Consider the following 19,602-nt stretch of genomic DNA (forward strand, 5'->3'; position numbering starts at 1 on the left):
GCGGGGCCGGCCCGGTCGACCCGGGCCCGCCCCGGCCACGGTCGACCCGGGCCCGCCCCGGCCACGGGCCGCACGGGGTCGCCGGGCGACGCCCGGACGCGCATGATGGAGCCTCCGACGCACCGACGCGGGAGGCCGGTCATGGACGCAGCCGAGGCGCTCGCCCTGCTCATGTCGCCACCGGGGCGGATCGACCCGTACCCGACCTACGAGCGGCTGCGCCGGCACGGGCCGGTGGTCCAGGCCGGGCCGGTGTTCTACGTGGTCACCGGCTACGCCGAGGCCGACGAGATCCTGCGCGACGCCCGCTTCGGGGTGATGGACGACGTGCTGCGCGACCAGTTCCTGCCCGGCTGGCGGGACAGCCCGGCCGTCGCCTCGATCTCCCGGTCGATGCTGCGCACCAACCCGCCCGACCACAGCCGCATGCGGCGGCTCGCGGCCGGCGCGTTCACCCCGCGCCGGATCGCCGCCATGCGCGACGTGGTCGTGGCGCAGGCCGACGAGCTGGTCGACGCGATGCTGGAGCGCGCCCTCGACGGCGAGCCCGTCGACTTCATGGCCGAGTTCGCGTACCCGCTGCCGGTGGGGGTGATCTGCGCGCTGCTCGGCGTGCCGGCGGCCGACCGGCCGCTGTTCCGGCGCTGGGCCGCCGACCTGACCGGGGTGCTGGAGCCGGAGATCACCACCCAGGAGCTCGCCGTCGCCGACCGGGGCGCCACCGAGCTGCGCGACTACTTCGCCGCGCTGGTCCGGGCCCGCCGCGCCGCGCCCGCCGACGACCTGACCACCGCCCTGGTCCAGGTGCACGACGCCGACGGCGACCGGCTCTCCGGCGAGGAGCTGCTGGCCAACCTGGTGGTGCTGCTGGTCGCCGGGTTCGAGACCACCACCAACCTGCTCGGCAACGGCCTCGTGGTGCTGCTGGACCATCCCCGGGCCGCCGGCGCGCTGCGCGAGCGTCCCGACTTCGCCCCCGGGTACGTCGAGGAGCTGCTGCGCTACGACTCGCCGGTGCAGCTCACCACCCGGGTCAGCGGCGCGGCGGTGACCTGCGGCGGCGTCGAGCTGCCGGCGGGCAGCTGGGCGCTGCTGCTGCTCGGCGCGGCCAACCGGGACCCCCGGCGCTACCCCGAGCCGCAGCGGTTCGACCCGTGGCGCCCGCAGGTCCACCCGCTGTCGTTCGGGGCCGGCCCGCACTACTGCCTGGGCGCCGGGCTGGCCCGGCTGGAGGCGCAGGTCGCCTTCCCGCTGCTGCTGCGCCGGCTGCCCGGCCTGGCCCTGGCCGGCCGCCCTCGGCACCGGACCCGGCTCACCCTGCGCGGCTACGAGACCCTGCCGGTGATCATCGACACGGAGGCGGCGGCCCCGCATCGCGGTACGCCGGCCGGGGCGGCCCCCGGCACTCCGTAGACTGGTACGGCACCCGTCCGTACAGCCGAAGGAGCCACACCGCGTGACCGTCCAGCCCATCCGTCTGTTCGGGGACCCGGTGCTGCGCACGCCGGCCGATCCGGTCGTCGACTTCGACGCCGAGCTGCGTAGGCTCATCGCCGACCTCACCGACACGATGCTGGAGCAGAGCGGCGCCGGCCTGGCCGCGCCCCAGCTCGGCGTGGGCCTGCGGGTGTTCACCTTCGACGTGGACGACGTGCTCGGGCACCTGGTCAACCCGGTGCTGGAGTTCCCCGACTCCGAGGAGCAGGACGGCCCGGAGGGCTGCCTGTCCATCCCCGGGCTCTACTTCGACACGAAGCGCCGGCAGAACGTCATCGCCAAGGGCTTCAACGGGTACGGCGACCCGATGCAGATCGTCGGCACCGGGCTGATGGCGCGCTGCGTGCAGCACGAGACCGACCACCTCGACGGGGTGCTCTTCGTCGACCGGCTCGACCCGGCCGGGCGCAAGGAGGCCATGAAGGCCATCCGCCAGGCCGAGTGGTACGACCCGGCCGCCCCGCCCACGGTCAAGCTCAACCCGCACGCCTCCGGCAGCCCCTTCGGTCTGGGGCGGTGACCGGGTGCGTCTGATCTTCGCCGGCACGCCGGCCGTCGCCGTCCCCGCCCTCGCCGCCGTCGCCGCCTCCGGCCACGAGCTGCTGGCCGTGGTCACCCGCCCCGACGCCCCGGCCGGTCGCGGTCGCGGCCTGGTCCGATCGCCGGTCGGCGCCTGGGCCGACGAGCACGGGATCGAGGTGCTGACCCCGGCCAAGCCCCGCGAGCCGGAGTTCCTCGACCGGCTGCGCGAGCTGGCGCCGGACTGCGTGCCCGTGGTCGCGTACGGCGCGCTGGTGCCGCCGGTGGCCCTGGAGATCCCCCGGCACGGCTGGATCAACCTGCACTTCTCGCTGCTGCCCGCCTGGCGCGGCGCGGCCCCCGTGCAGCACGCCGTGCTGCACGGCGACGAGCTGACCGGCGCCAGCGTCTTCCAGCTGGAGCAGGGGCTGGACACCGGCCCGGTGTACGGCACGCTCACCGACGAGATCCGGCCGACCGACACCTCCGGCGACCTGCTGGAGCGGCTCGCGCACTCCGGCGCGGGCCTGCTGGTGGCCGTTCTCGACGCGATCGAGGCCGGCTCGGCCCGGGCCGAGCCGCAGCCCACCGACGGGGTCTCCCTGGCCCCGAAGCTGACCGTGGAGGACGCCCGCGTGCGCTGGACCGATCCCGCCTTCGCCGTGGACCGGCGGATCCGGGCCTGCACGCCGGCCCCCGGGCCGTGGACGACCTTCCGCGGCGACCGGGTCAAGCTCGGCCCGGTGACCCCGGTCGGCAACGGCCCCGAGTTGAAGCCGGGAGAGCTGCTGGTGGAGAAGTCCCGGGTGCTGGCCGGCACCGCGACCGTGCCGGTGCAGCTCGGTGAGGTGCGCGCGGCGGGCAAGAAGGCCATGTCGGCGAGCGACTGGGCGCGCGGCGTCCGGGTCGGCGCCGGCGAGGTGCTCGCGTGAGCGCCCCCTCGGACCGTCCCGACAGTTCCCGTTCCGACCGCCCTCGCGACGACCGCCCCCGCGACGACCGGTCCGCCGGCTCCCGCGGTGACCGGTTCGACCGGTCCACGCCCCGGCGCTCCGACGCGCCGCGCGGCGACCGCCCGTCCGGTGGTGGTTACCGTGGCGACCGCCCGTCCGGCGGCCGCCCCGGCTTCGACCGGCGCGGCGGTCGGCCCGCCCGCCCGGCCGTCGACCTGCCCCGGTACGCCGCCTACCAGGCCGTCGCGGCGGTGCACCGGGACGACGCGTACGCCAACCTGGTGCTGCCGTCGATCCTGCGCGAGGAGGGGCTGGTCGGCCGGGACGCCGCCTTCGCCACAGAGCTGACGTACGGCACGCTGCGGCACACCGGCACCCTGGACGCGATCATCACCGACGCCGCCGGCCGCGAGGTCGAGCGGATCGACCCGCCGGCCCGCGACGCCCTGCGGCTCGGGGCGTACCAGCTGCTGCACACCCGGGTGCCGGCGCACGCGGCGGTCTCCTCGACCGTCGACCTGGTCCGCTCGGTCGCGCCGGGGGCCACCGGCTTCGCCAACGCGGTGCTGCGGGAGATCGCCGGCCGGGACGCCGACGCCTGGGTGGCGCGGCTCGCCCCGCCGTTCGAGTCCGACCCGATCGGTCACCTGGCGCTGGCGTACAGCCATCCCCAGTGGATCGTGCGGGCCTTCAGCGAGGCGCTCGGCGGCGACCTGGGGGAGACCACGCGGCTGCTGATCGAGGACAACGAGCGGCCCCCGGTGCACCTGTGCGCCCGGCCCGGACTGGCCGACCCGGCGGAGCTGGCCGACGAGGTGGGCGGCGCCCCCGGCGCCTTCTCCCCGTACGCGGTCTACCTCTCCGGCGGCGCGCCGGGTGAGCTGCCCGCGCTGGCGCAGGGGCGGGCGCACGTGCAGGACGAGGGCTCGCAGCTGGTGGCGAACGCGCTGGCCGTCGCGCCGCTGGACGGCCCGGACGGGCGCTGGCTGGACCTGTGCGCCGGGCCCGGCGGCAAGTCCGGCCTGCTCGGCGCGCTCGCCGCGCAGCGTGGTGCCCGGCTGACCGCCGTGGAGGTGTCCGAGCACCGGGCCCGGCTGGTCGAGCAGGCCACCCGGGGCCTGCCGGTGAACGTGCTGCACACCGACGGCCGCACGGTCGGCGCGGACCCGAAGCTGCCCGAGGGGCACTTCGACCGGGTGCTGGTGGACGCGCCCTGCACCGGCCTGGGCTCGCTGCGTCGCCGGCCCGAGTCCCGGTGGCGGCGCCAGCCGTCGGACCTGCCGCCGCTGACCCGGCTGCAACGGGAACTGCTCACCGCGGCCCTGCGCGCGGCCCGTCCCGGCGGCCTGGTCGCCTACGTGACCTGCTCCCCGCACGTGGTGGAGACGCACGTGACGGTGACCGAGGCGGCCCGGCGTGCCGAGGTGCCGGCGGACTTCGTCGACGCCCGGACGCTGCTGCCCGCCGGCATGCCCGGGCTGGGCGACGGCCCGACGGTGCAGCTCTGGCCGCACCGGCACGGCACGGACGCGATGTTCCTCGCGGTGCTGCGCCGCGGCTGACCGGTAGCGTTGTCGGCCCCGGCGGGGTCGGAGCGAAGTGGAACCGGGGCGGGGCGGCGCAGAGCCGCCCCGCGCCGGCTCAGCGGACCGGCAGGCCCCGGGTGCCGACGCCCTTGAGCGAGCGGGTCAGGTTGCGGTCGCCGACCCACAGGAAGCACTGCACCCCGCGGTTGCCGTCGCGCCACTCCCGTTCCAGCGGGTGGTAGAAGATCGAGCCGGCGCGGAACCGCAGGTTGCCGTCGTTCGGCACCCCGGTGTATTTGGCCAGCACGCCCATGCATCCCTTGTGGACCCGGTCGTCGCCCCGGTTGAGCTGCGCGTAGCTGAGGTCGGTGGCCGCCCAGACGCCGACGAACTCGGCGTGGTGCCGGGCGGTGCAGGAGACCGGGGCCATCGCCTCGACCTCGTCGCCCTTCACCTTCGGCTCGAAGCAGCGCAGCCGCAGATCGGTGTCGCGGGTCAGCGCGCCCTTCAGGCTGCCGGTCCGGGGCACGGCCCGGGACTCGTCGATGCTCGCGACCTCGGTCAGGTCGCAGCGGAACCAGCGCGCCCCGCCCGTCCAGGCCGCCGCTGAGGGGAAGACGACGGCGAGCCCGAGCCGCCCGGAGCGCCAGTCGGCGCCCACCGCCCGCCGGACCGCCCGGTCGCACTCGGCGCGGGCGGCGAGCATCGCCGGGGTGCCGCCGGCCGGGGGAGTGGAACGCCGGGCCTCGGCACCGGCGAAGGTGCCCACGTGCATCGTCTCGGCGCGGTGCGACTGCGCGCAGTCGACCGGGCGGTACCCGCTGAGGTAGCCGACGTCCTGCACGTCGGCGTGGCAGACCCCGGCGGCGGGGACGAAGCCCTGCGGCGCGGCGAGGGCCGGCCAGTCGTCGGTGAGGTCGACGTCCAGCCCGGCGGGCGCGCCGCACCCGGTCAGCGCCAGGAGCGCCAGGCCGCCCACGGCGACCGCCGTCCACCACCGCCGCATCGCATCAGACCTTCCGCCGACCGTGACCGTGGCGCCCGCGCCGAGCGGGTGTCACGGTGCGGCAGCATACGGCACCCGGGTCAGATGGCGGGGAGTCCCTTCGGGCCCGCGCCGCGCATGGACCGGGTCAGCTTCCGGTCGTCGCTCCACAGGAAACAGCGCACGCCGCGATCGCCCTCCTCCCACTCCCGCTGCGACGGCGGGTAGAAGATCGACCCGGCCCGGTACGGCAGGTCGGCGTTGTTCGGCACGGCGGCGAAGGCGGCGATCAGGGCCATGCAGCGCCGGTGCACCTCCTGGTTGGCGCGGCCGAACTCCGCCCAGGTCATGTCGCGTTCGACGTAGACCCCGACGAACTCGGCCCGGTGCGGCTCGGAGCAGAGCACGGGCGCCATGTAGTTGAGGTTGTCGCCGATCAGCTTGGGGTCGAAGCAGCGGTGGGTCAGCGGGTTGTCGCCGATCATCGCGCCGCGCAGGCTGCCGGTCCGGTTGACCGGGCGGGTGTTGTCGATGCTGTCGGTCTCGCTCAGGTCGCAGCGGAACCAGCGGGCACCGCCGTTCCAGGCCGGCACCGACGGCAGCGCGATGTTCATGGTGAGCCGGGCGGAGTGCCAGTCGCCTCCGAGCACCTCCCGTGCCCGCTGGTCGCACTCCGCCCGGGCGGGGCGCAGCATCGGGGAGCCCGGCTCGGGGCGGGGCCCGGCCGCCGCGGCGCCGGTGAACGTCCCCACGTGGATCGCCTCGGCCAGGTGGCTGCGTGTGCAGTCCACCGTGTCGTACGTGCTGGCCTGCACCACCGCCGTGATCCGGGGCAGGCAGGCGTCCGTGGCGGGCACGAACGTCCGCGGCGCGGGCAGGTCCGGCCAGTCGTCGGCGAGGTCGCCGTCGGGCCGGTGCTGCGGGACACAGCCGCTCATCACCATCGTCGCCGCGCCGGCCAGCGCCAGCGCCACGAGCCACCGTCGCATCGTCCGCCCTTTCCGGGAGATGACGGCCGGTCGCCGCGCCCCGCGTGCAGTCGCGCTTCCGCGGGGCCTGCGGCCCGTGTGACCGTCTCTGATGGAGTGTTGCCGCGATTCGGTCGGTCGGCCAGTCGCGGATGGCCGGCCGTCCGGTTTCGCGTTGCGTCTGGCCCAATCTTGCACCAGCGGTCACTCCTGGGTCACAGGGCGTTCCCGGTGGGGCCGCGATGCCGGCGGCGGGTGGCCGCATTCGTACACTGACCCGGTGACCGTACCGCCGCCGATCGTCGCGCCCAGCATCCTCGCCGCCGATTTCGCCCGCCTCGCCGACGAGGTCCGTGCCGTGGAGAACGCCGCGGACTGGCTGCACGTCGACGTGATGGACAACCACTTCGTGCCCAACCTGACCATCGGGCTGCCCGTGGTGCAGAGCCTGCGGGCGGTGACCCAGATCCCGTTCGACGTGCACCTCATGATCGAGGATCCGCGGCGCTGGGCCCCGGGCTACGCCGACGCCGGCGCCTACAACGTCACCTTTCACGCCGAGGCGTGCGACGACCCGGTGGCACTGGCCAAGGACCTCCGCTCGGCCGGCGCGAAGGCCGGGCTGGCCATCGACCGGGACACCCCGATCGAGCCGTACCTGGAGCTGCTGCCCAGCTTCGACACCCTGCTGATCATGACGATCAAGGCCGGCTTCGGCGGGCAGCGGTTCATCCCGCAGCTGCTGGAGAAGGTCCGCGCCGCCCGCCGGCACGTCGACACCGGCCACCTGGAGCTGCGCATCGAGGTCGACGGCGGGATCGCCGCCGACACCATCGAGCAGGCCGCGGCGGCCGGTGCGGACGCCTTCGTCGCCGGCACCGCGGTTTACGGGGCGGCCGATCCGGCCGAGGCGGTCCGCCGCCTGCGGGGGCTCGCGGAGCGCGCGGTCCCCGGAGCCTGACGTGGACCCGGCCGACGACCGACCCGACGTCATCCTGGTCGTCGACGACGACGAGGACATCGCCCGCTTCGTCGAGTTCAACCTGCGGCTGCACGGCTTCGAGGTGCTCCACGCCGGCGACGGCCAGGAGGCGCTCGAGATGATCGAGCGGCACCGGCCCGACCTGGCCGTGGTGGACCTGATGATGCCCCGGATCGACGGCCTGGAGCTGACCCGGCGGCTGCGCGCCGACCCGATGACCTCCGCCCTGCCGGTGATCATGCTGACCGCCAAGGGCATGACCGTGGACAAGGTGCACGGCCTCAGCGCCGGCGCCGACGACTACCTGGTCAAGCCCTTCGACACCGCCGAACTGGTGGCTCGGGTCAGCTCCACGCTGCGCCGCAACAAGGAGTTCCGGGAGGTTTCCCCGCTGACCGGGCTGCCGGGCAACAGCCGGATCCGCCGCGAGATCAGCGACCGGGTACGCAGCGGCGTCGACTACGCGGTCGGCTACATCGACATCGACCGGTTCAAGAGCGTCAACGACCGGTACGGCTTCGTCCGGGGCGACGAGTTCATCTCCGCGCTGGCCCGCAGCCTGCACCGGGCGGTGGTCTCGATCGGCCTGCCACCGGCCTTCCTCGGCCACGTCGGCGGGGACGACTTCGTCGTCGTCTGCACCCCGGAGCAGGTCCGGCCGCTGACCTTCCGCGCGGTCGAGGACTTCGAGCGGGCCGCCGACAAGCTCTACGACCCGGCCGACGCCGAACGCGGCTACGTCGAGCTGAAGGACCGCCGGGGCAACGTCCGCAAGGCCCACCTGGTCACCCTCTCCATCGGGGTCTCCCTCTCCGACGCCCGGAAGCGCTTCACCGACCCGCTCGCCGCGATCGCGGTCGCCTCGGAGATGAAAACCGTCGCCAAGAGCCAGCCCGGTTCGTACGTGGCGGTGGACCGGCGGCGGGCCGACGGGGTGTGAGGTAGCCCGCGTGCAGTGGCGTACCGGCCGGGGGAACGTGTAAGACTTCCCATGTACCCACCACGCGCTGGCGGGGCTCGGTGAAATTCCGAACCGGCGGTGATCCACGGTCCGACCGTGGTAAGCCCGCGACCCGGACGGCTCAGGCCGCCCGGTGGACCTGGTGAGAATCCGGGGCCGACGGTTGGGAGCGGGAAGGTCCGCCCCCAGAAAGTCCGGATGGGAGACAGCGCGCGGGACGGGGCGGGCCTGCGTGGGCTGCATTCCAACCTCCGCGTGGGCTCCCCGGGGGCGGCCGTGCCGTTCCCGGCTCCGCCGCCGCCTGCCCGCGGCTCCTCCCGTACCGCCCGCGCGCGGCCCGGCGAGTGAGAGGGCAGAGCCATGGCCGGCGTCTCCGTAGACGAGGCGATGCGTCGCGCCGTCACGCTCGCGGCCCGCGGCCTCGGCACCACCAGCCCCAACCCGGTCGTCGGCTGCGTGCTGCTCGATCCGGACGGCGCGGTCGTCGGAGAGGGATTCCACGCGTACGCGGGCGGACCGCACGCCGAGATCGTCGCGCTCGCCCAGGCCGGTGAGCGGGCCCGGGGCGGCACCGCCGTGGTCACCCTCGAACCCTGCGACCACACCGGCCGCACCGGCCCCTGCAGCCTCGCGCTCATCCACGCCGGCGTGGCCCAGGTGGTCATCGCCGTGCCCGACCCCAACCCGGTCGCCTCCGGCGGCGCGGCCACCCTGCGGGCCGCCGGGATCCAGGTCGAGTTCGGGGTACGCGCCGAGGAGGCCGAGGCCGGCAACGTCGCCTGGCTCACCTCGATGCGCCGCGGCTGGCCGTACCTGATCTGGAAGTACGCCGCGACGCTCGACGGCCGGTCCGCGGCGGCCGACGGCACCAGCATGTGGATCACCTCCGAGGCGGCCCGGATGGACGTGCACGCGCTGCGCGGCACGGTCGACGCGGTGATCGCCGGGGTGGGCACCGTGCTCGCCGACGATCCCCGGCTGACCGCCCGGAACCTGCGCGACGGCACCCTGGCCATCCGGCAGCCGCTGCGGGTGGTGGTGGACAGCTCCGGGCGTACCCCCGCGTCAGCCCAGGTCCGCGACGGCGCCGCCCGGACGTGGATCGCCACCGCGGCGGAGGTCGGGGCCGGCCCGGACGGCCGGGTCGACCTGCCGGCGCTCCTGGCCGAGCTGCACCACCGCGGCGTGCGGGCCGCGCTGCTGGAGGGCGGCCCTCAGCTGGCCGGCGCGTTCCTGGCCGCCGGGCTGGTCGACAAGGTCGTCGGGTACGTCGCGCCGAAGCTGCTGGGCGCCGGTACGACCGCGCTGCGCGACGCCGGCGTGACCACCATCGCCGACGCCATCGAACTGAAGATCACCGACGTTACGCAGGTCGGTCCCGACCTGCGGATCACCGCGCTGCCCCGGAAGAGGGAGGCCTGACATGTTCACCGGCATCGTCGAGGAGTTGGGCGAGGTCGTCCGCGTCACGGACACCGGGGGTGACTCCGCGCTGGTCGCCGTCCGCGGCCCGCTGGTCACCTCCGACGCCCGGCACGGCGACTCCATCGCGGTCAACGGCGTCTGCCTCACCGTGGTGGACGCCGCCGACGGCGTCTTCACCGCCGACGTGATGGGGGAGACGCTGCGCCGCTCCGCGCTCGGCGCGCTGCGGGTGGGCGACCCGGTCAACCTGGAGCGGGCCGCCGCCCTGAACAGCCGGCTCGGCGGGCACATCGTGCAGGGCCACGTCGACGGGGTGGGCGAGATCGTCGCCCGGGAACCCGCCGAGCAGTGGGAGACGGTCCGCTTCCGGCTCCCGGCCGAGCTGGCCCGGTACGTGGTGGAGAAGGGCTCGATCACCATCGACGGCGTCTCGCTGACCGTCGCCGCGGTCGGCGACGACTGGTTCACCGTCGGGCTGATCCCTACCACCCTCAAGCTGACCACGCTCGGCGCCAAGGGCGTCGGCGCCCCGGTCAACCTGGAGGTCGACGTGCTGGCCAAGTACGTCGAGCGGCTGCTCGGCGACCGCGCCGGCGGGGGTGGGCGCTGATGGGCCCGCTCGGCTGGCTGCTCCACGCGCAGCTGGAGATCGCCGGCTCGCCGGTGCTGGTCCGGGAGATCGTCGGCAACGTCTTCGGGCTGGCCTCCGCGCTGCTCGGGCTGCGCCGGGTGGTCTGGGCCTGGCCGGTCGGCATGATCGGCAACGCGCTGCTCTTCACCATCTTCCTCGGCGGCGTCTTCGCCACCCCGCAGGCGCACGACCTCTACGGCCAGGCCGGCCGGCAGGTCTTCTTCTTCACGGTGAGCGTCTACGGCTGGTGGCGCTGGTCGCGCAACCGCCGCCAGGGCGACGACCAGCCGGCCGTCCGCCCGCGCTGGGCCACCGGCCGGGAGCGGCTCGGGCTGCTGCTGGCCGCCGCCGTCGGCACCGCCGTCGCGTACCCGGTGCTCGCCGCGCTCGGCTCGTGGGGCCCGCTGCCGGACGCCTGGATCCTGACCGGCAGCCTGCTCGCCACGTATGGCATGGCCCGCGGCTGGGTCGAGTTCTGGCTGATCTGGATCGCCGTCGACGCGGTCGGTGTGCCGCTGCTGCTGCGCGGCGGCTTCTATCCGTCGGCGGCCATGTACCTGGTCTACGGCGCCTTCTGCGTCTGGGGTCTCGCCGCCTGGTGGCGGACCTCGCAGGCCACCCGGTCGGCGGCCCGGCCGATCCCGTCCACCTACTCGGAGGTCGCGGCATGACCAGTTTTGCCAGTATCGAGCAGGCGGTGGCGGACATCGCCGCCGGCCGGCCCGTCGTCGTGGTCGACGACGAGAACCGGGAGAACGAGGGCGACCTGATCTTCGCCGCCGAGCTGGCCACGCCGGAGCTGGTGGCGTTCATGGTCCGCTGGACGTCCGGCTACATCTGCGTGGCGCTGACCGAGTCGGAGTGCGACCGGCTGGACCTGCCGCCGATGCACCACACCAACCAGGACCGGCGCGGCACCGCGTACACGGTGACGGTCGACGCCCGGGAGGGCATCAGCACCGGCATCTCGGCCGCCGACCGGTCGCACACCATCCGGCTGCTGGCCGACCCGGCCACCGACCCGACCGACCTGTCCCGTCCCGGGCACGTGGTGCCGCTGCGCGCCCGCGAGGGCGGGGTGCTGCGCCGCCCCGGGCACACCGAGGCCGCCGTCGACCTGACCCGGCTGGCCGGGTTGCGTCCCGCCGGCGTGCTCTGCGAGCTGGTCAACGAGGACGGCACCATGATGCGGGTGCCGGACCTGGAGAAGTTCTGCGCCGAGCACGGGCTCACCCTGATCACCATCGCCGATCTGGTGGCGCACCGGCGGCGGCACGAGAAGCAGGTCGAGCAGGTCGCCGACGCCCGGATGCCCACCCCGTACGGGGTGTTCCGGGCGCTGGGCTACCGCGCCGAGCACGACCCGGCCGAGCACGTCGCCCTGGTGTACGGGGAGATCGGCGACGGGCAGGACGTGCTGGTGCGGGTGCACTCGGAGTGCCTGACCGGGGACGTCTTCGGCTCGCTGCGCTGCGACTGCGGCCCGCAGTTGCAGGCGTCCCTGGCCCGGGTCGCCCGGGAGGGGCGGGGCGTGGTGCTCTACGTGCGCGGGCACGAGGGGCGCGGCATCGGGCTGCTGCACAAGCTGCAGGCGTACCAGCTGCAGGACCTGGGCCGGGACACCGTGGACGCGAACCTCGACCTGGGGCTGCCCGCCGACGCCCGGGACTACGGCACCGGCGCGCAGATCCTCTACGACCTGGGCGTGCGCTCCATGCGGCTGCTGACCAACAACCCGGCCAAGCGGGCCGGGCTGGAGGGGTACGGCCTGACCATCACCGGCCGCGAGGGGCTGCCGATCCGGCCGCACCCGGAGAACGTGCGGTACCTGCGGACCAAGCGGGACCGGATGGGGCACCTGTTGGATGAACTGGACGAGGTGACCGAGGCTCCGATGGGGCGCTCGGTCGCCGGCGACGAGATCGGAGCGTAGACATGGCGGGATTCGGCGAGCCCGGGGTGACCACGGTGGACGCGGCGGGGCTGACCGTCGGCGTGGTCGCGGCCCGCTGGCACGGCGACCTCACCGACCACATGCTGGACCGGGCGGTGGCGGCGGCCGAGGCGTGCGGCGCCCGCGCGGTGGTGGCCCGGGTGGCCGGCTCGGTGGAGCTGCCGGTGGTGGCCCAGGCCCTGGCCCGCCGCTGCGACGTGGTGGTCGCGCTCGGCGTGGTGGTGCGGGGCGCCACCGCGCACTTCGACTACGTCTGCCGCTCGGTGACCGACGGCCTCACCCGGGTCGCACTGGACGAGGGGAAGCCGGTGGCGCACGGGGTGCTCACCGTGGAGAACATCGAGCAGGCCCGGGACCGGGCCGGGCTGCCCGGCTCGGCCGAGGACAAGGGCTGGGCGGCCACCGTCGCCGCCCTCGACGCGGCGCTGGCCATCCGGGACGTGGCCGCGGCGAACGGCCACCGGGTCGGCTTCGGCCGCTGAACCTGGCGAGGGTGTCGATCGGCTCCGTCGTGCGGCGGGTGGCGGTGTCCCTCATCGGGGACGCGGCCACCCGCCGTGAAAAAGGTGGACGGTGGGAAAAGACGACGCGGCCGGACCCGGAGCGCGCGTCGCCGGACGGTGACTGGAAGAATCGCCTCCTGTGAAGACGTTCGAGGAGTTGTTCGCCGAGCTGCAGGCCAAGGCCGCCGCCGGCACCCCGGGCTCGGGCACGGTCGCCGCCCTCGACAAGGGCGTGCACTTCATCGGCAAGAAGGTCGTCGAGGAGGCGGCCGAGTCGTGGATGGCCGCCGAGCACGAGGGGCCGGAGCGGACCGCCGAGGAGATCTCCCAGCTGCTCTACCAGGTCCAGGTGCTGATGCTCGCCAGCGGTCTCGAGCTCAAGGACGTCTACCGACATCTGTGAGTGCGCCCCGTCGTTGATCACATTCGATCGAAGGAGCACTCCGTCATGCTGCGTGTCGCCGTACCCAACAAGGGCGCCCTGGCCGAGAAGGCCGCCCAGATGCTGCGCGAGGCGGGCTACCGCCAGCGCACCGACCCCAAGGACCTCGTCTGCCCCGACGAGTCCAACGACATCGAGTTCTTCTACCTGCGTCCGAAGGACATCGCCACCTACGTCGGCTCCGGTGACCTCGACATCGGGATCACCGGCCGGGACCTGCTGATCGACTCCGGCGCGCCGGCCGAGGAGGTGATGGACCTGGCCTTCGGCCGGGCCACCTTCCGCTTCGCGGCCCGCCCGGAGGACGTCGACGACGTACGGGAGCTGGGCGGGCACCGGATCGCCACCGCCTACCCCGGCCTGGTCGAGCGGTACCTCGCCGACCTGGGTGTCAAGGCCGACGTGATCCGGCTCGACGGGGCGGTGGAGAACGCCATCCGCCTCGGCGTGGCCGACGTGGTCGCCGACGTGGTGGAGACCGGCGCCACCCTGCGCCAGGCCGGCCTGGTCGTCTTCGGCGACCCGTTGCTGCGCTCGTCGGCGGTGCTGGTCCGCCGCGCCGGTGCCCCGACGCCCCCGCAGGCCGAGCAGCTGCTGCGCCGCCTGCACGGGGTGCTGGTGGCCCGCCGCTACGTCATGCTCGCCTACGACGTGCCGGCCGGGCTGCTCGACCGGGCCAGCTCACTGACCCCGGGCATCGAGTCGCCGACGGTGTCCCCGCTGCACCGGGAGGGCTGGGTCGCGGTGCAGGCGATGGTGCTCCGCGACGACGTGCACCGGATCATGGACGAGCTGTACGAGCTGGGCGCCCGCGCCATCCTGGTCACCAACATCCACGCCTGCCGGCTGTGAGGCCGCTGCCGCCGACCGCCGCGCTGGCCCTGGTGGTGCTCGGCGGGGTGGCGTCCGCGGCCCAGGGGGCGGCGAACGCCGAGCTGGGCGAGCGGGTGGGCAGCCCGGTGCTCGGGGCGGTGGTCAACAACGCCGGCGGCACGCTGCTGATCCTGGCCGGGTTGCTGGTCCTGCCGTCGATGCGGACCGGGCTCGCCGCGCTGCGCCGGTCCCGGCTGCCCTGGTGGTGCTACCTGGGCGGGCTCGGCGGGGCGGCGATCATCGTGGTCGGCACGTACGTCGTGCCGGTGCTCGGGGTGGCCGTCTTCACCATCGCCCAGGTCGCCGGGGGCAGTCTCGGCGGCCTGGCGGTGGACCGGGCCGGGCTGGCCCCGGTGGGCCGGCTCGCGCTCACCCCACCCCGGGTGGCCGGCGCCCTGCTCGGCACGGCGGCGGTGGGGCTCGCCCAGCTGGGGCAGCCCCTCGGCGAGCTGGCCGTCGGCCTGGTCCTGCTCGCCGTGGTGGGCGGGCTGGCGGTCGCCGTGCAGTCCGCGCTGAACGGCCGGGTGGCGGCGGCGAGCACGGCCGCGGCCAGCACCGCGGTCAACTTCGCCGTCAGCACGCCGGCCGTGCTGGCCGTCGCGGCGCTCGCCGGCGCGTTCACCGTGGCCCGGCCCGACTGGCCACCCGCCTGGTACCTGTACACCGGCGGACTGCTCGGGGTCGGCATCGTGGCCAGCCTGCTGGTCGGCGTGCGGGCGCTGGGCGTGCTGCGGACCGGTCTGGCACTGGTCGCCGGCCAGCTCGGTGGGGGACTGCTGCTGGACCTGCTGCTGCCCGGCGGGCCGGGGCTGCGCTGGCCGGTCCTGGCCGGCGCGGTGCTCACCCTGGTCGCCTCGGTGGTCGCTGGCCGGCCGGGGCGCCGGACCGCCGGGACGTCCGTCGTCGCCCGGTCGGTGCCGAGGGCCCGGTCGGCCGAGGAGAACCCGGCCGGACGGCAGCGGCGGGGCTCGGCGTACGCCGACCGGCCCGGTCCGCCGGTCGGCTGACCCCGCCCCGCCGTCGAGCGGGTCGCGTGTGGCGGCGGAACGTGGGCCGGGGGCGGGTGGCAGACTGGTGGGGTGAGCGAGCCCGAGTTGATCCGTCTCAAGCCCCGTCGCATCCGGGTGGTCTGCTGGGCCTCGGCCGCCGCCCTCCTGGTGGTCTTCAGCCTGGTGGCGACCTCCCTCACCGGCCGGACCGGCGACGGCTACGGCACCTTCCAGCGCGGCGACCAGCTCGCCATGGTCGGCCTGGGTGTCCTCGGCGCGCTGGCCATCCTGCTCTTCACCCGTCCCCGGGTCGAGGCGGACGCCCGGGGCGTAAGGGTGCGAAACGTGATCGGCTCGTACGAGCTGCCCTGGGAAGTCGTGCGCGGGGTGCGCTTCGACCGGGGCGCCCCCTGGGCCAGCCTGGAGCTGCACGACGACGACCTGCTGCCGATGGTCGCCCTCCAGGCCGCCGACAAGGAGATTGCGGTCGAGGGTGTCCGGGCGCTGCGCCGGCTGCACCAGGCCCACCTGGCCGCGCTCGCCGCCGGGCCGGGCGCCCGCTGAGTCCCTCGCTGACCTGCGAGCCCGGTTTGGGGATGCCTGCACCGAGGGTGTAGTGTTGCCGAGTCGACCAGACTGCCCCCGTTGCCACGTGCGGGCAGTCCTGAAGCGGAGCGCCTGCTCCCACCCGAGTCGCCCCTGATGGTGGCCGGGTCCGGTCACCGGTTCCGGGCACGTTCCGGTTCCGGATGCGCGATCATGTGATCGTGCCGACCGGTCGAGCGGGCCCTGGCATGCGCCGGGGCCTTCTGCTTTCCGGGCGGCCCCCATCCGGGGGCCCGCGGGGTCGCCACACGCAGGAGAACCGACTCGAGGAGGCCCCATCAGCGTCGAACCACGCGTGAACGAGCAGATCCGGGCACGTGAGGTCCGACTGGTCGGCCCTGAGGGTGAGCAGGTGGGCATCGTCCCGCTGGAGCGCGCCCTGCAGCTGGCCGCGGACGTCGACCTGGACCTGGTCGAGGTTGCGCCGATGGCGCGCCCGCCGGTGTGCAAGCTCATGGACTTCGGCAAGTTCAAGTACGAGAGCGCACTCAAGGCGCGCGAAGCGCGGCGTAACCAGCAGCAGACCGTCATCAAGGAGATGAAGCTCCGGCCGAAGATCGACCCGCACGACTACGAGACCAAGAAGGGTCACGTGGTGCGGTTCCTCAAGGCGGGCGACAAGGTCAAGGTGACGATCATGTTCCGCGGTCGCGAGCAGAGCCGCCCGGAGCTGGGTTACCGGCTCCTGCGCCGGCTCGAGTCCGAGATCACGGACCTGGGATACGTGGAGGCCGCTCCGAAGCAGGACGGTCGAAACATGATCATGGTTCTCGCTCCGCACCGGGCCGTCAAGGCCTCCGCGGTCGCCGCCACGGCGTCCCGCGGCGGGCCCCGGGACCGGGCTGCGGAGGAGTCCGCCGCTCCGGCAGCCGGTGAGACCGCGGCGACCGGCGAGACCGCAGCAGCCGGCGAGACCGGCGCAGTCGCCGACAACACCGGCGAGTAACAGGGAGAGACGTTCCACATGCCGAAGATGAAGAGCCACACGGGTATGGGCAAGCGGGTCAAGGTGACCGGCAAGGGCAAGATCGTTGCCCAGCAGGCCGGCCTTCGCCACAACCTGGAGAAGAAGCCCTCGCGCCAGACCCGGCGGCTGACCGGCACGGTCGTGCTGGCCAAGGCCGAAGTCAAGCGCATCAAGAAGCTGCTCGGCCGCTGACGCGCGCCACCTGAACCGAAGAAGGAGTTGAGATGGCACGCGTCAAGCGGGCTGTGAACGCCCAGAAGAAGCGTCGTACCCTGCTGGAGACCGCGAGTGGTTACCGCGGTCAGCGCTCCCGGCTGTACCGCAAGGCCAAGGAGCAGGTGCTGCACTCGATGCAGTACGCCTACCGGGACCGTCGTGACCGCAAGGGCGACTTCCGGCAGCTCTGGATCCAGCGCATCAACGCTGGCGCCCGGGCCAACGGCATGACCTACAACCGGCTGATCCAGGGCCTGCGCCTGGCCGGCATCGAGGTCGACCGCAAGATCCTGGCCGACCTGGCCGTCAACGACGCCGCGGCGTTCGCCGCGATCGTCGAGCTGGCCCGCGCCGCCGTGGCGGCCGAGGGCACCGGTGGCGCCGCGGCCCAGGCCGCCTGATCCACCAGCAGCAGATCGAGGCGTCTCCCATGCAGTCACCATCGCGCGGGAGGCGCCTCGACGCTGTCTCCGGCCCGTTCACCCCGCGTACCCCCAGGGTCGTCGCCGCCCGCCGGCTCCAGCGCCGCCGGGACCGCGAGGCCACCGGCCGGTTCCTGGCCGAGGGCCCGCAGGCGGTCCGTGAGGCCCTCGCCCGCGCCGGCACGGTCACCGAACTCTTCGGTACGCCGGCCGCCCTCGACCGGCACGCCGACCTGGCGGCGACCGCCGCCCGGGCCGACGTGCCCGTCTCCGAGGTGACCGACGAGGCCCTGGCGGCGCTCGCCGAGACCGTCGCCCCGCAGGGGCTGGTCGCCGTCTGCCGGCACCTCGACGTGCCGCTGGAGACCGCCCTCGACCGGGCCCCGCGGCTGGTCGCGGTGCTGGCCGAGATCCGCGACCCGGGCAACGCCGGCACCGTGCTGCGCACCGCCGACGCGGCCGGGGCGGGCGCGGTCATCTTCGCCGGCGACGCCGTCGACCCGTACAACGGCAAGTGCGTGCGCGCCTCCGCCGGCAGCCTCTTCCACGTCGACGTGGTCCGCGCCACCGACCCGCTCGCGGCGGTCGGCGCGCTGCGCGCCGCCGGGCTCACCGTGCTCGCCACGACCGGGTACGGCGACAGCGACCTCGACGATCTCATCGACTACGGGCGGCTCGCCGCCCCCACCGCCTGGCTGTTCGGCTCGGAGGCGCACGGCCTGCCGGAGGAGCTCACCGCCGCCGCCGACGCCCGGGTGCGGGTGCCGCTGCACGGCCGCGCCGAGAGCCTGAACCTGGCTGCGGCCGCCGCCGTCTGCCTGTACGCTTCAGCCAGAGCACTGCGCTGACCTCGTCACGCGCGCTACGGAGCACAGGGGAGTCGTCCGCATGGTGAACGCGTCACGGCGTTCGTTTAGCCAGCCCGCCGGTGTCGGCGGGCGGCGGGCTGCGACCCTTCCTCCCGCGTAACTCCCACCGGCGGGCTGCGGCACAGCCGCGCGTCCGTAGACTCGCCTAGCCGCCCGTGAGGGCCGGCGCCGCCGTGAGGGAGTGCCCGTACGCCATGAGCTACCGCAACGATCCGTACGACCCGAAGCAGGTCGCCCTGCTGGACCCGGCCGCCCTGGCCGAGGCCGTCGCCGACGCCGAGCAGGCGTTCGCCTCCGCCGCAGACCCGGACGCGCTGACCGCGCTGCGCCCCGCGCACCTCGGTGACCGCTCCCCGGTGTCCCTCGCCCGCCGGGAAATCGGCGCGCTGCCGCCGGCCGCGAAGTCCGACGCGGGCAAGCGGGTCAACGAGGCCCGCCGGGCGATCGAGGCCGCCTACGCCGCCCGCCAGGAGGTGCTGGAGCGCGAGCAGGCCGCCCGGGTGCTGGTCGAGGAGCGGGTCGACGTGACCCTGCCGTACGACCGGCGTCCCCGGGGCGCCCGCCACCCGCTGAGCACCCTGATGGAGCAGATCAGCGACCTGTTCGTCGGGATGGGCTACGAGGTGGCCGAGGGCCCCGAGGTCGAGCTGGAGTGGACCAACTTCGACGCGCTGAACATCCCCGCCGACCACCCGGCCCGCGGGCTGATGGACACCTTCCACATCGCACCGTCGGCGGGCTCCGCCGCAGGCGCGGCGGCCGGCGGCTCAGCGAGCTCGGGCCTTGTTCTCCGGACCCACACCTCGCCGGTGCAGGCGCGCACCATGCTGACCCGCAAGCCGCCGATCTACGTGATCGTGCCCGGCCGGGTCTACCGCACCGACGAGCTGGACGCCACCCACGCGCCGGTCTTCCACCAGGTCGAGGGCCTGGTGGTGGACAAGGGCATCACCATGGCGCACCTGCGCGGCACGCTGGACCACTTCGCCCGGGCGATGTTCGGCGAGGGCGCGAAGACCCGCTTCCGTCCGCACTACTTCCCGTTCACCGAGCCGTCGGCCGAGTTCGACGTCTGGTTCCCGGAGCACCGGGACGGGCCGCGCTGGGTGGAGTGGGGCGGCTGCGGCATGGTCAACCCGCGGGTGCTGCGCGCCTGCGGCATCGACCCGGAGGTCTACTCCGGATTCGCGTTCGGCATGGGCATCGACCGGACCGTGATGTTCCGGCACGGGGTCAGCGACATGCGGGACATGGCCGAGGGCGACGTGCGGTTCACCCGCGCGTTCGGGGTCGGGGCGTAGGCGATGCGGGTAC

General features: G+C 74.5%; 22 protein-coding genes and 1 riboswitch. Of the genes, 20 read left to right on the forward strand and 2 right to left on the reverse strand.

Going from position 1 to position 19,602, the window contains the following annotated elements:
• Positions 1–141 precede the first annotated feature (141 nt).
• Genes V6U88_RS21185 through V6U88_RS21200 form a run of 4 tightly spaced genes read left to right on the forward strand, consistent with a single transcriptional unit; the run spans position 142 to position 4,531 of the window.
• Positions 142–1,413 (forward strand): cytochrome P450, encoded by a 1,272-nt coding sequence (locus tag V6U88_RS21185; RefSeq protein WP_334455478.1) that lies wholly within the window; start codon positions 142–144, stop codon positions 1,411–1,413.
• 43 nt (positions 1,414–1,456) lie between these two features.
• Positions 1,457–2,017, forward strand: coding sequence for a peptide deformylase (def, locus tag V6U88_RS21190; protein WP_334455480.1), 561 nt, complete (start codon positions 1,457–1,459; stop codon positions 2,015–2,017).
• A 4-nt stretch (positions 2,018–2,021) separates the two neighbouring features.
• Positions 2,022–2,948 carry a methionyl-tRNA formyltransferase gene (fmt, locus tag V6U88_RS21195; protein ID WP_334455482.1) on the forward strand — a complete coding sequence of 309 codons (927 nt, stop codon included), beginning with the start codon at positions 2,022–2,024 and terminating at the stop codon, positions 2,946–2,948.
• Positions 2,945–4,531 carry an RsmB/NOP family class I SAM-dependent RNA methyltransferase gene (locus tag V6U88_RS21200; protein WP_334455484.1) on the forward strand — a complete coding sequence of 529 codons (1,587 nt, stop codon included), beginning with the start codon at positions 2,945–2,947 and terminating at the stop codon, positions 4,529–4,531. The genes fmt and V6U88_RS21200 overlap by 4 nt, the downstream gene beginning before the upstream one ends.
• Before the next feature lie 79 nt (positions 4,532–4,610).
• On the opposite strand, the gene V6U88_RS21205 is transcribed toward V6U88_RS21200, so the two are convergent.
• Together V6U88_RS21205 and V6U88_RS21210 are read right to left on the reverse strand one after the other, a co-directional pair.
• Positions 4,611–5,501 carry a septum formation family protein gene (locus tag V6U88_RS21205; protein WP_334455485.1) on the reverse strand — a complete coding sequence of 297 codons (891 nt, stop codon included), beginning with the start codon at positions 5,499–5,501 and terminating at the stop codon, positions 4,611–4,613.
• Positions 5,502–5,581: 80 nt separating this feature from the next.
• Complete coding sequence (locus V6U88_RS21210; protein ID WP_334455486.1) at positions 5,582–6,469, reverse strand: septum formation family protein; 888 nt, start codon at positions 6,467–6,469, stop codon at positions 5,582–5,584.
• A gap of 259 nt (positions 6,470–6,728) precedes the next feature.
• Here V6U88_RS21210 and rpe point away from each other — a divergent pair, with 259 nt between their 5' ends.
• From rpe to pheS, 16 genes are all read left to right on the forward strand, one after another.
• Positions 6,729–7,409, forward strand: coding sequence for a ribulose-phosphate 3-epimerase (rpe, locus tag V6U88_RS21215; RefSeq protein ID WP_334455488.1), 681 nt, complete (start codon positions 6,729–6,731; stop codon positions 7,407–7,409).
• Position 7,410: 1 nt separating this feature from the next.
• Positions 7,411–8,370: a response regulator gene (locus V6U88_RS21220; protein ID WP_334455490.1), complete on the forward strand. Its 960-nt coding sequence runs from the start codon at positions 7,411–7,413 to the stop codon at positions 8,368–8,370.
• 62 nt (positions 8,371–8,432) lie between these two features.
• Positions 8,433–8,605, forward strand: a riboswitch (FMN riboswitch).
• A 146-nt stretch (positions 8,606–8,751) separates the two neighbouring features.
• Positions 8,752–9,813, forward strand: a complete 1,062-nt coding sequence (gene ribD / locus V6U88_RS21225; RefSeq protein ID WP_334455491.1) for a bifunctional diaminohydroxyphosphoribosylaminopyrimidine deaminase/5-amino-6-(5-phosphoribosylamino)uracil reductase RibD — start codon at positions 8,752–8,754, stop codon at positions 9,811–9,813.
• Position 9,814: 1 nt separating this feature from the next.
• Complete coding sequence (locus V6U88_RS21230) at positions 9,815–10,426, forward strand: riboflavin synthase (RefSeq protein WP_334455493.1); 612 nt, start codon at positions 9,815–9,817, stop codon at positions 10,424–10,426.
• Complete coding sequence (gene pnuC / locus V6U88_RS21235) at positions 10,426–11,118, forward strand: nicotinamide riboside transporter PnuC (protein ID WP_334455494.1); 693 nt, start codon at positions 10,426–10,428, stop codon at positions 11,116–11,118. Before V6U88_RS21230 ends, pnuC begins: the two co-directional genes overlap by 1 nt.
• A complete protein-coding gene (locus V6U88_RS21240; RefSeq protein ID WP_334455496.1) occupies positions 11,115–12,380 on the forward strand; it encodes a bifunctional 3,4-dihydroxy-2-butanone-4-phosphate synthase/GTP cyclohydrolase II in 1,266 nt (421 codons plus the stop codon). The genes pnuC and V6U88_RS21240 overlap by 4 nt, the downstream gene beginning before the upstream one ends.
• Positions 12,381–12,382: 2 nt before the next feature.
• Positions 12,383–12,883 carry a 6,7-dimethyl-8-ribityllumazine synthase gene (gene ribH, locus V6U88_RS21245; protein ID WP_334455498.1) on the forward strand — a complete coding sequence of 167 codons (501 nt, stop codon included), beginning with the start codon at positions 12,383–12,385 and terminating at the stop codon, positions 12,881–12,883.
• 160 nt (positions 12,884–13,043) lie between these two features.
• Positions 13,044–13,307, forward strand: coding sequence for a phosphoribosyl-ATP diphosphatase (locus tag V6U88_RS21250; RefSeq protein WP_030335709.1), 264 nt, complete (start codon positions 13,044–13,046; stop codon positions 13,305–13,307).
• 45 nt (positions 13,308–13,352) lie between these two features.
• The gene (gene hisG, locus V6U88_RS21255; RefSeq protein ID WP_334455509.1) at positions 13,353–14,198 is read left to right on the forward strand and encodes an ATP phosphoribosyltransferase; all 846 of its coding nucleotides are present in this window, start codon (positions 13,353–13,355) and stop codon (positions 14,196–14,198) included.
• Positions 14,195–15,226 carry a DMT family transporter gene (locus V6U88_RS21260; protein WP_334455510.1) on the forward strand — a complete coding sequence of 344 codons (1,032 nt, stop codon included), beginning with the start codon at positions 14,195–14,197 and terminating at the stop codon, positions 15,224–15,226. Before hisG ends, V6U88_RS21260 begins: the two co-directional genes overlap by 4 nt.
• A 72-nt stretch (positions 15,227–15,298) precedes the next feature.
• A complete protein-coding gene (locus V6U88_RS21265; RefSeq protein WP_334455512.1) occupies positions 15,299–15,772 on the forward strand; it encodes a PH domain-containing protein in 474 nt (157 codons plus the stop codon).
• Positions 15,773–16,109: 337 nt separating this feature from the next.
• On the forward strand, positions 16,110–16,760 hold the full coding sequence (gene infC / locus V6U88_RS21270) for a translation initiation factor IF-3 (protein ID WP_334455514.1): 651 nt from the start codon (positions 16,110–16,112) through the stop codon (positions 16,758–16,760).
• An 18-nt stretch (positions 16,761–16,778) separates the two neighbouring features.
• Positions 16,779–16,973: a 50S ribosomal protein L35 gene (gene rpmI, locus V6U88_RS21275; protein ID WP_334455516.1), complete on the forward strand. Its 195-nt coding sequence runs from the start codon at positions 16,779–16,781 to the stop codon at positions 16,971–16,973.
• 32 nt (positions 16,974–17,005) lie between these two features.
• The gene (gene rplT, locus V6U88_RS21280) at positions 17,006–17,398 is read left to right on the forward strand and encodes a 50S ribosomal protein L20 (protein ID WP_030335718.1); all 393 of its coding nucleotides are present in this window, start codon (positions 17,006–17,008) and stop codon (positions 17,396–17,398) included.
• 29 nt (positions 17,399–17,427) lie between these two features.
• Entirely contained in the window at positions 17,428–18,267 is an 840-nt protein-coding gene (locus V6U88_RS21285) for a TrmH family RNA methyltransferase (RefSeq protein ID WP_334455519.1), read from the forward strand.
• Between the two features lie 215 nt (positions 18,268–18,482).
• On the forward strand, positions 18,483–19,589 hold the full coding sequence (gene pheS / locus V6U88_RS21290) for a phenylalanine--tRNA ligase subunit alpha (RefSeq protein WP_334455520.1): 1,107 nt from the start codon (positions 18,483–18,485) through the stop codon (positions 19,587–19,589).
• The last annotated feature ends 13 nt before the right edge of the window (positions 19,590–19,602 follow it).

The sequence above is a fragment of the Micromonospora sp. CPCC 205739 genome (assembly GCF_036906795.1).
In the GTDB taxonomy this organism is placed as follows: Bacteria; Actinomycetota; Actinomycetes; order Mycobacteriales; family Micromonosporaceae; genus Micromonospora.

Excerpts from the sequence above, each read along its gene's own strand:
- V6U88_RS21285 (WP_334455519.1), top strand. The coding sequence starts at position 17,428 with ATGCAGTCACCATCGCGCGGGAGGCGCCTCGACGCTGTCTCCGGCCCG.
- V6U88_RS21230 (WP_334455493.1), top strand. The coding sequence starts at position 9,815 with ATGTTCACCGGCATCGTCGAGGAGTTGGGCGAGGTCGTCCGCGTCACG.
- rplT (WP_030335718.1), top strand. The coding sequence starts at position 17,006 with ATGGCACGCGTCAAGCGGGCTGTGAACGCCCAGAAGAAGCGTCGTACC.
- ribD (WP_334455491.1), top strand. The coding sequence starts at position 8,752 with ATGGCCGGCGTCTCCGTAGACGAGGCGATGCGTCGCGCCGTCACGCTC.
- rpmI (WP_334455516.1), top strand. The coding sequence starts at position 16,779 with ATGCCGAAGATGAAGAGCCACACGGGTATGGGCAAGCGGGTCAAGGTG.
- hisG (WP_334455509.1), top strand. The coding sequence starts at position 13,353 with ATGCTGCGTGTCGCCGTACCCAACAAGGGCGCCCTGGCCGAGAAGGCC.
- V6U88_RS21205 (WP_334455485.1), bottom strand. The coding sequence starts at position 5,501 with ATGCGGCGGTGGTGGACGGCGGTCGCCGTGGGCGGCCTGGCGCTCCTG.
- V6U88_RS21185 (WP_334455478.1), top strand. The coding sequence starts at position 142 with ATGGACGCAGCCGAGGCGCTCGCCCTGCTCATGTCGCCACCGGGGCGG.
- ribH (WP_334455498.1), top strand. The coding sequence starts at position 12,383 with ATGGCGGGATTCGGCGAGCCCGGGGTGACCACGGTGGACGCGGCGGGG.
- pnuC (WP_334455494.1), top strand. The coding sequence starts at position 10,426 with ATGGGCCCGCTCGGCTGGCTGCTCCACGCGCAGCTGGAGATCGCCGGC.
- V6U88_RS21210 (WP_334455486.1), bottom strand. The coding sequence starts at position 6,469 with ATGCGACGGTGGCTCGTGGCGCTGGCGCTGGCCGGCGCGGCGACGATG.
- pheS (WP_334455520.1), top strand. The coding sequence starts at position 18,483 with ATGAGCTACCGCAACGATCCGTACGACCCGAAGCAGGTCGCCCTGCTG.
- V6U88_RS21240 (WP_334455496.1), top strand. The coding sequence starts at position 11,115 with ATGACCAGTTTTGCCAGTATCGAGCAGGCGGTGGCGGACATCGCCGCC.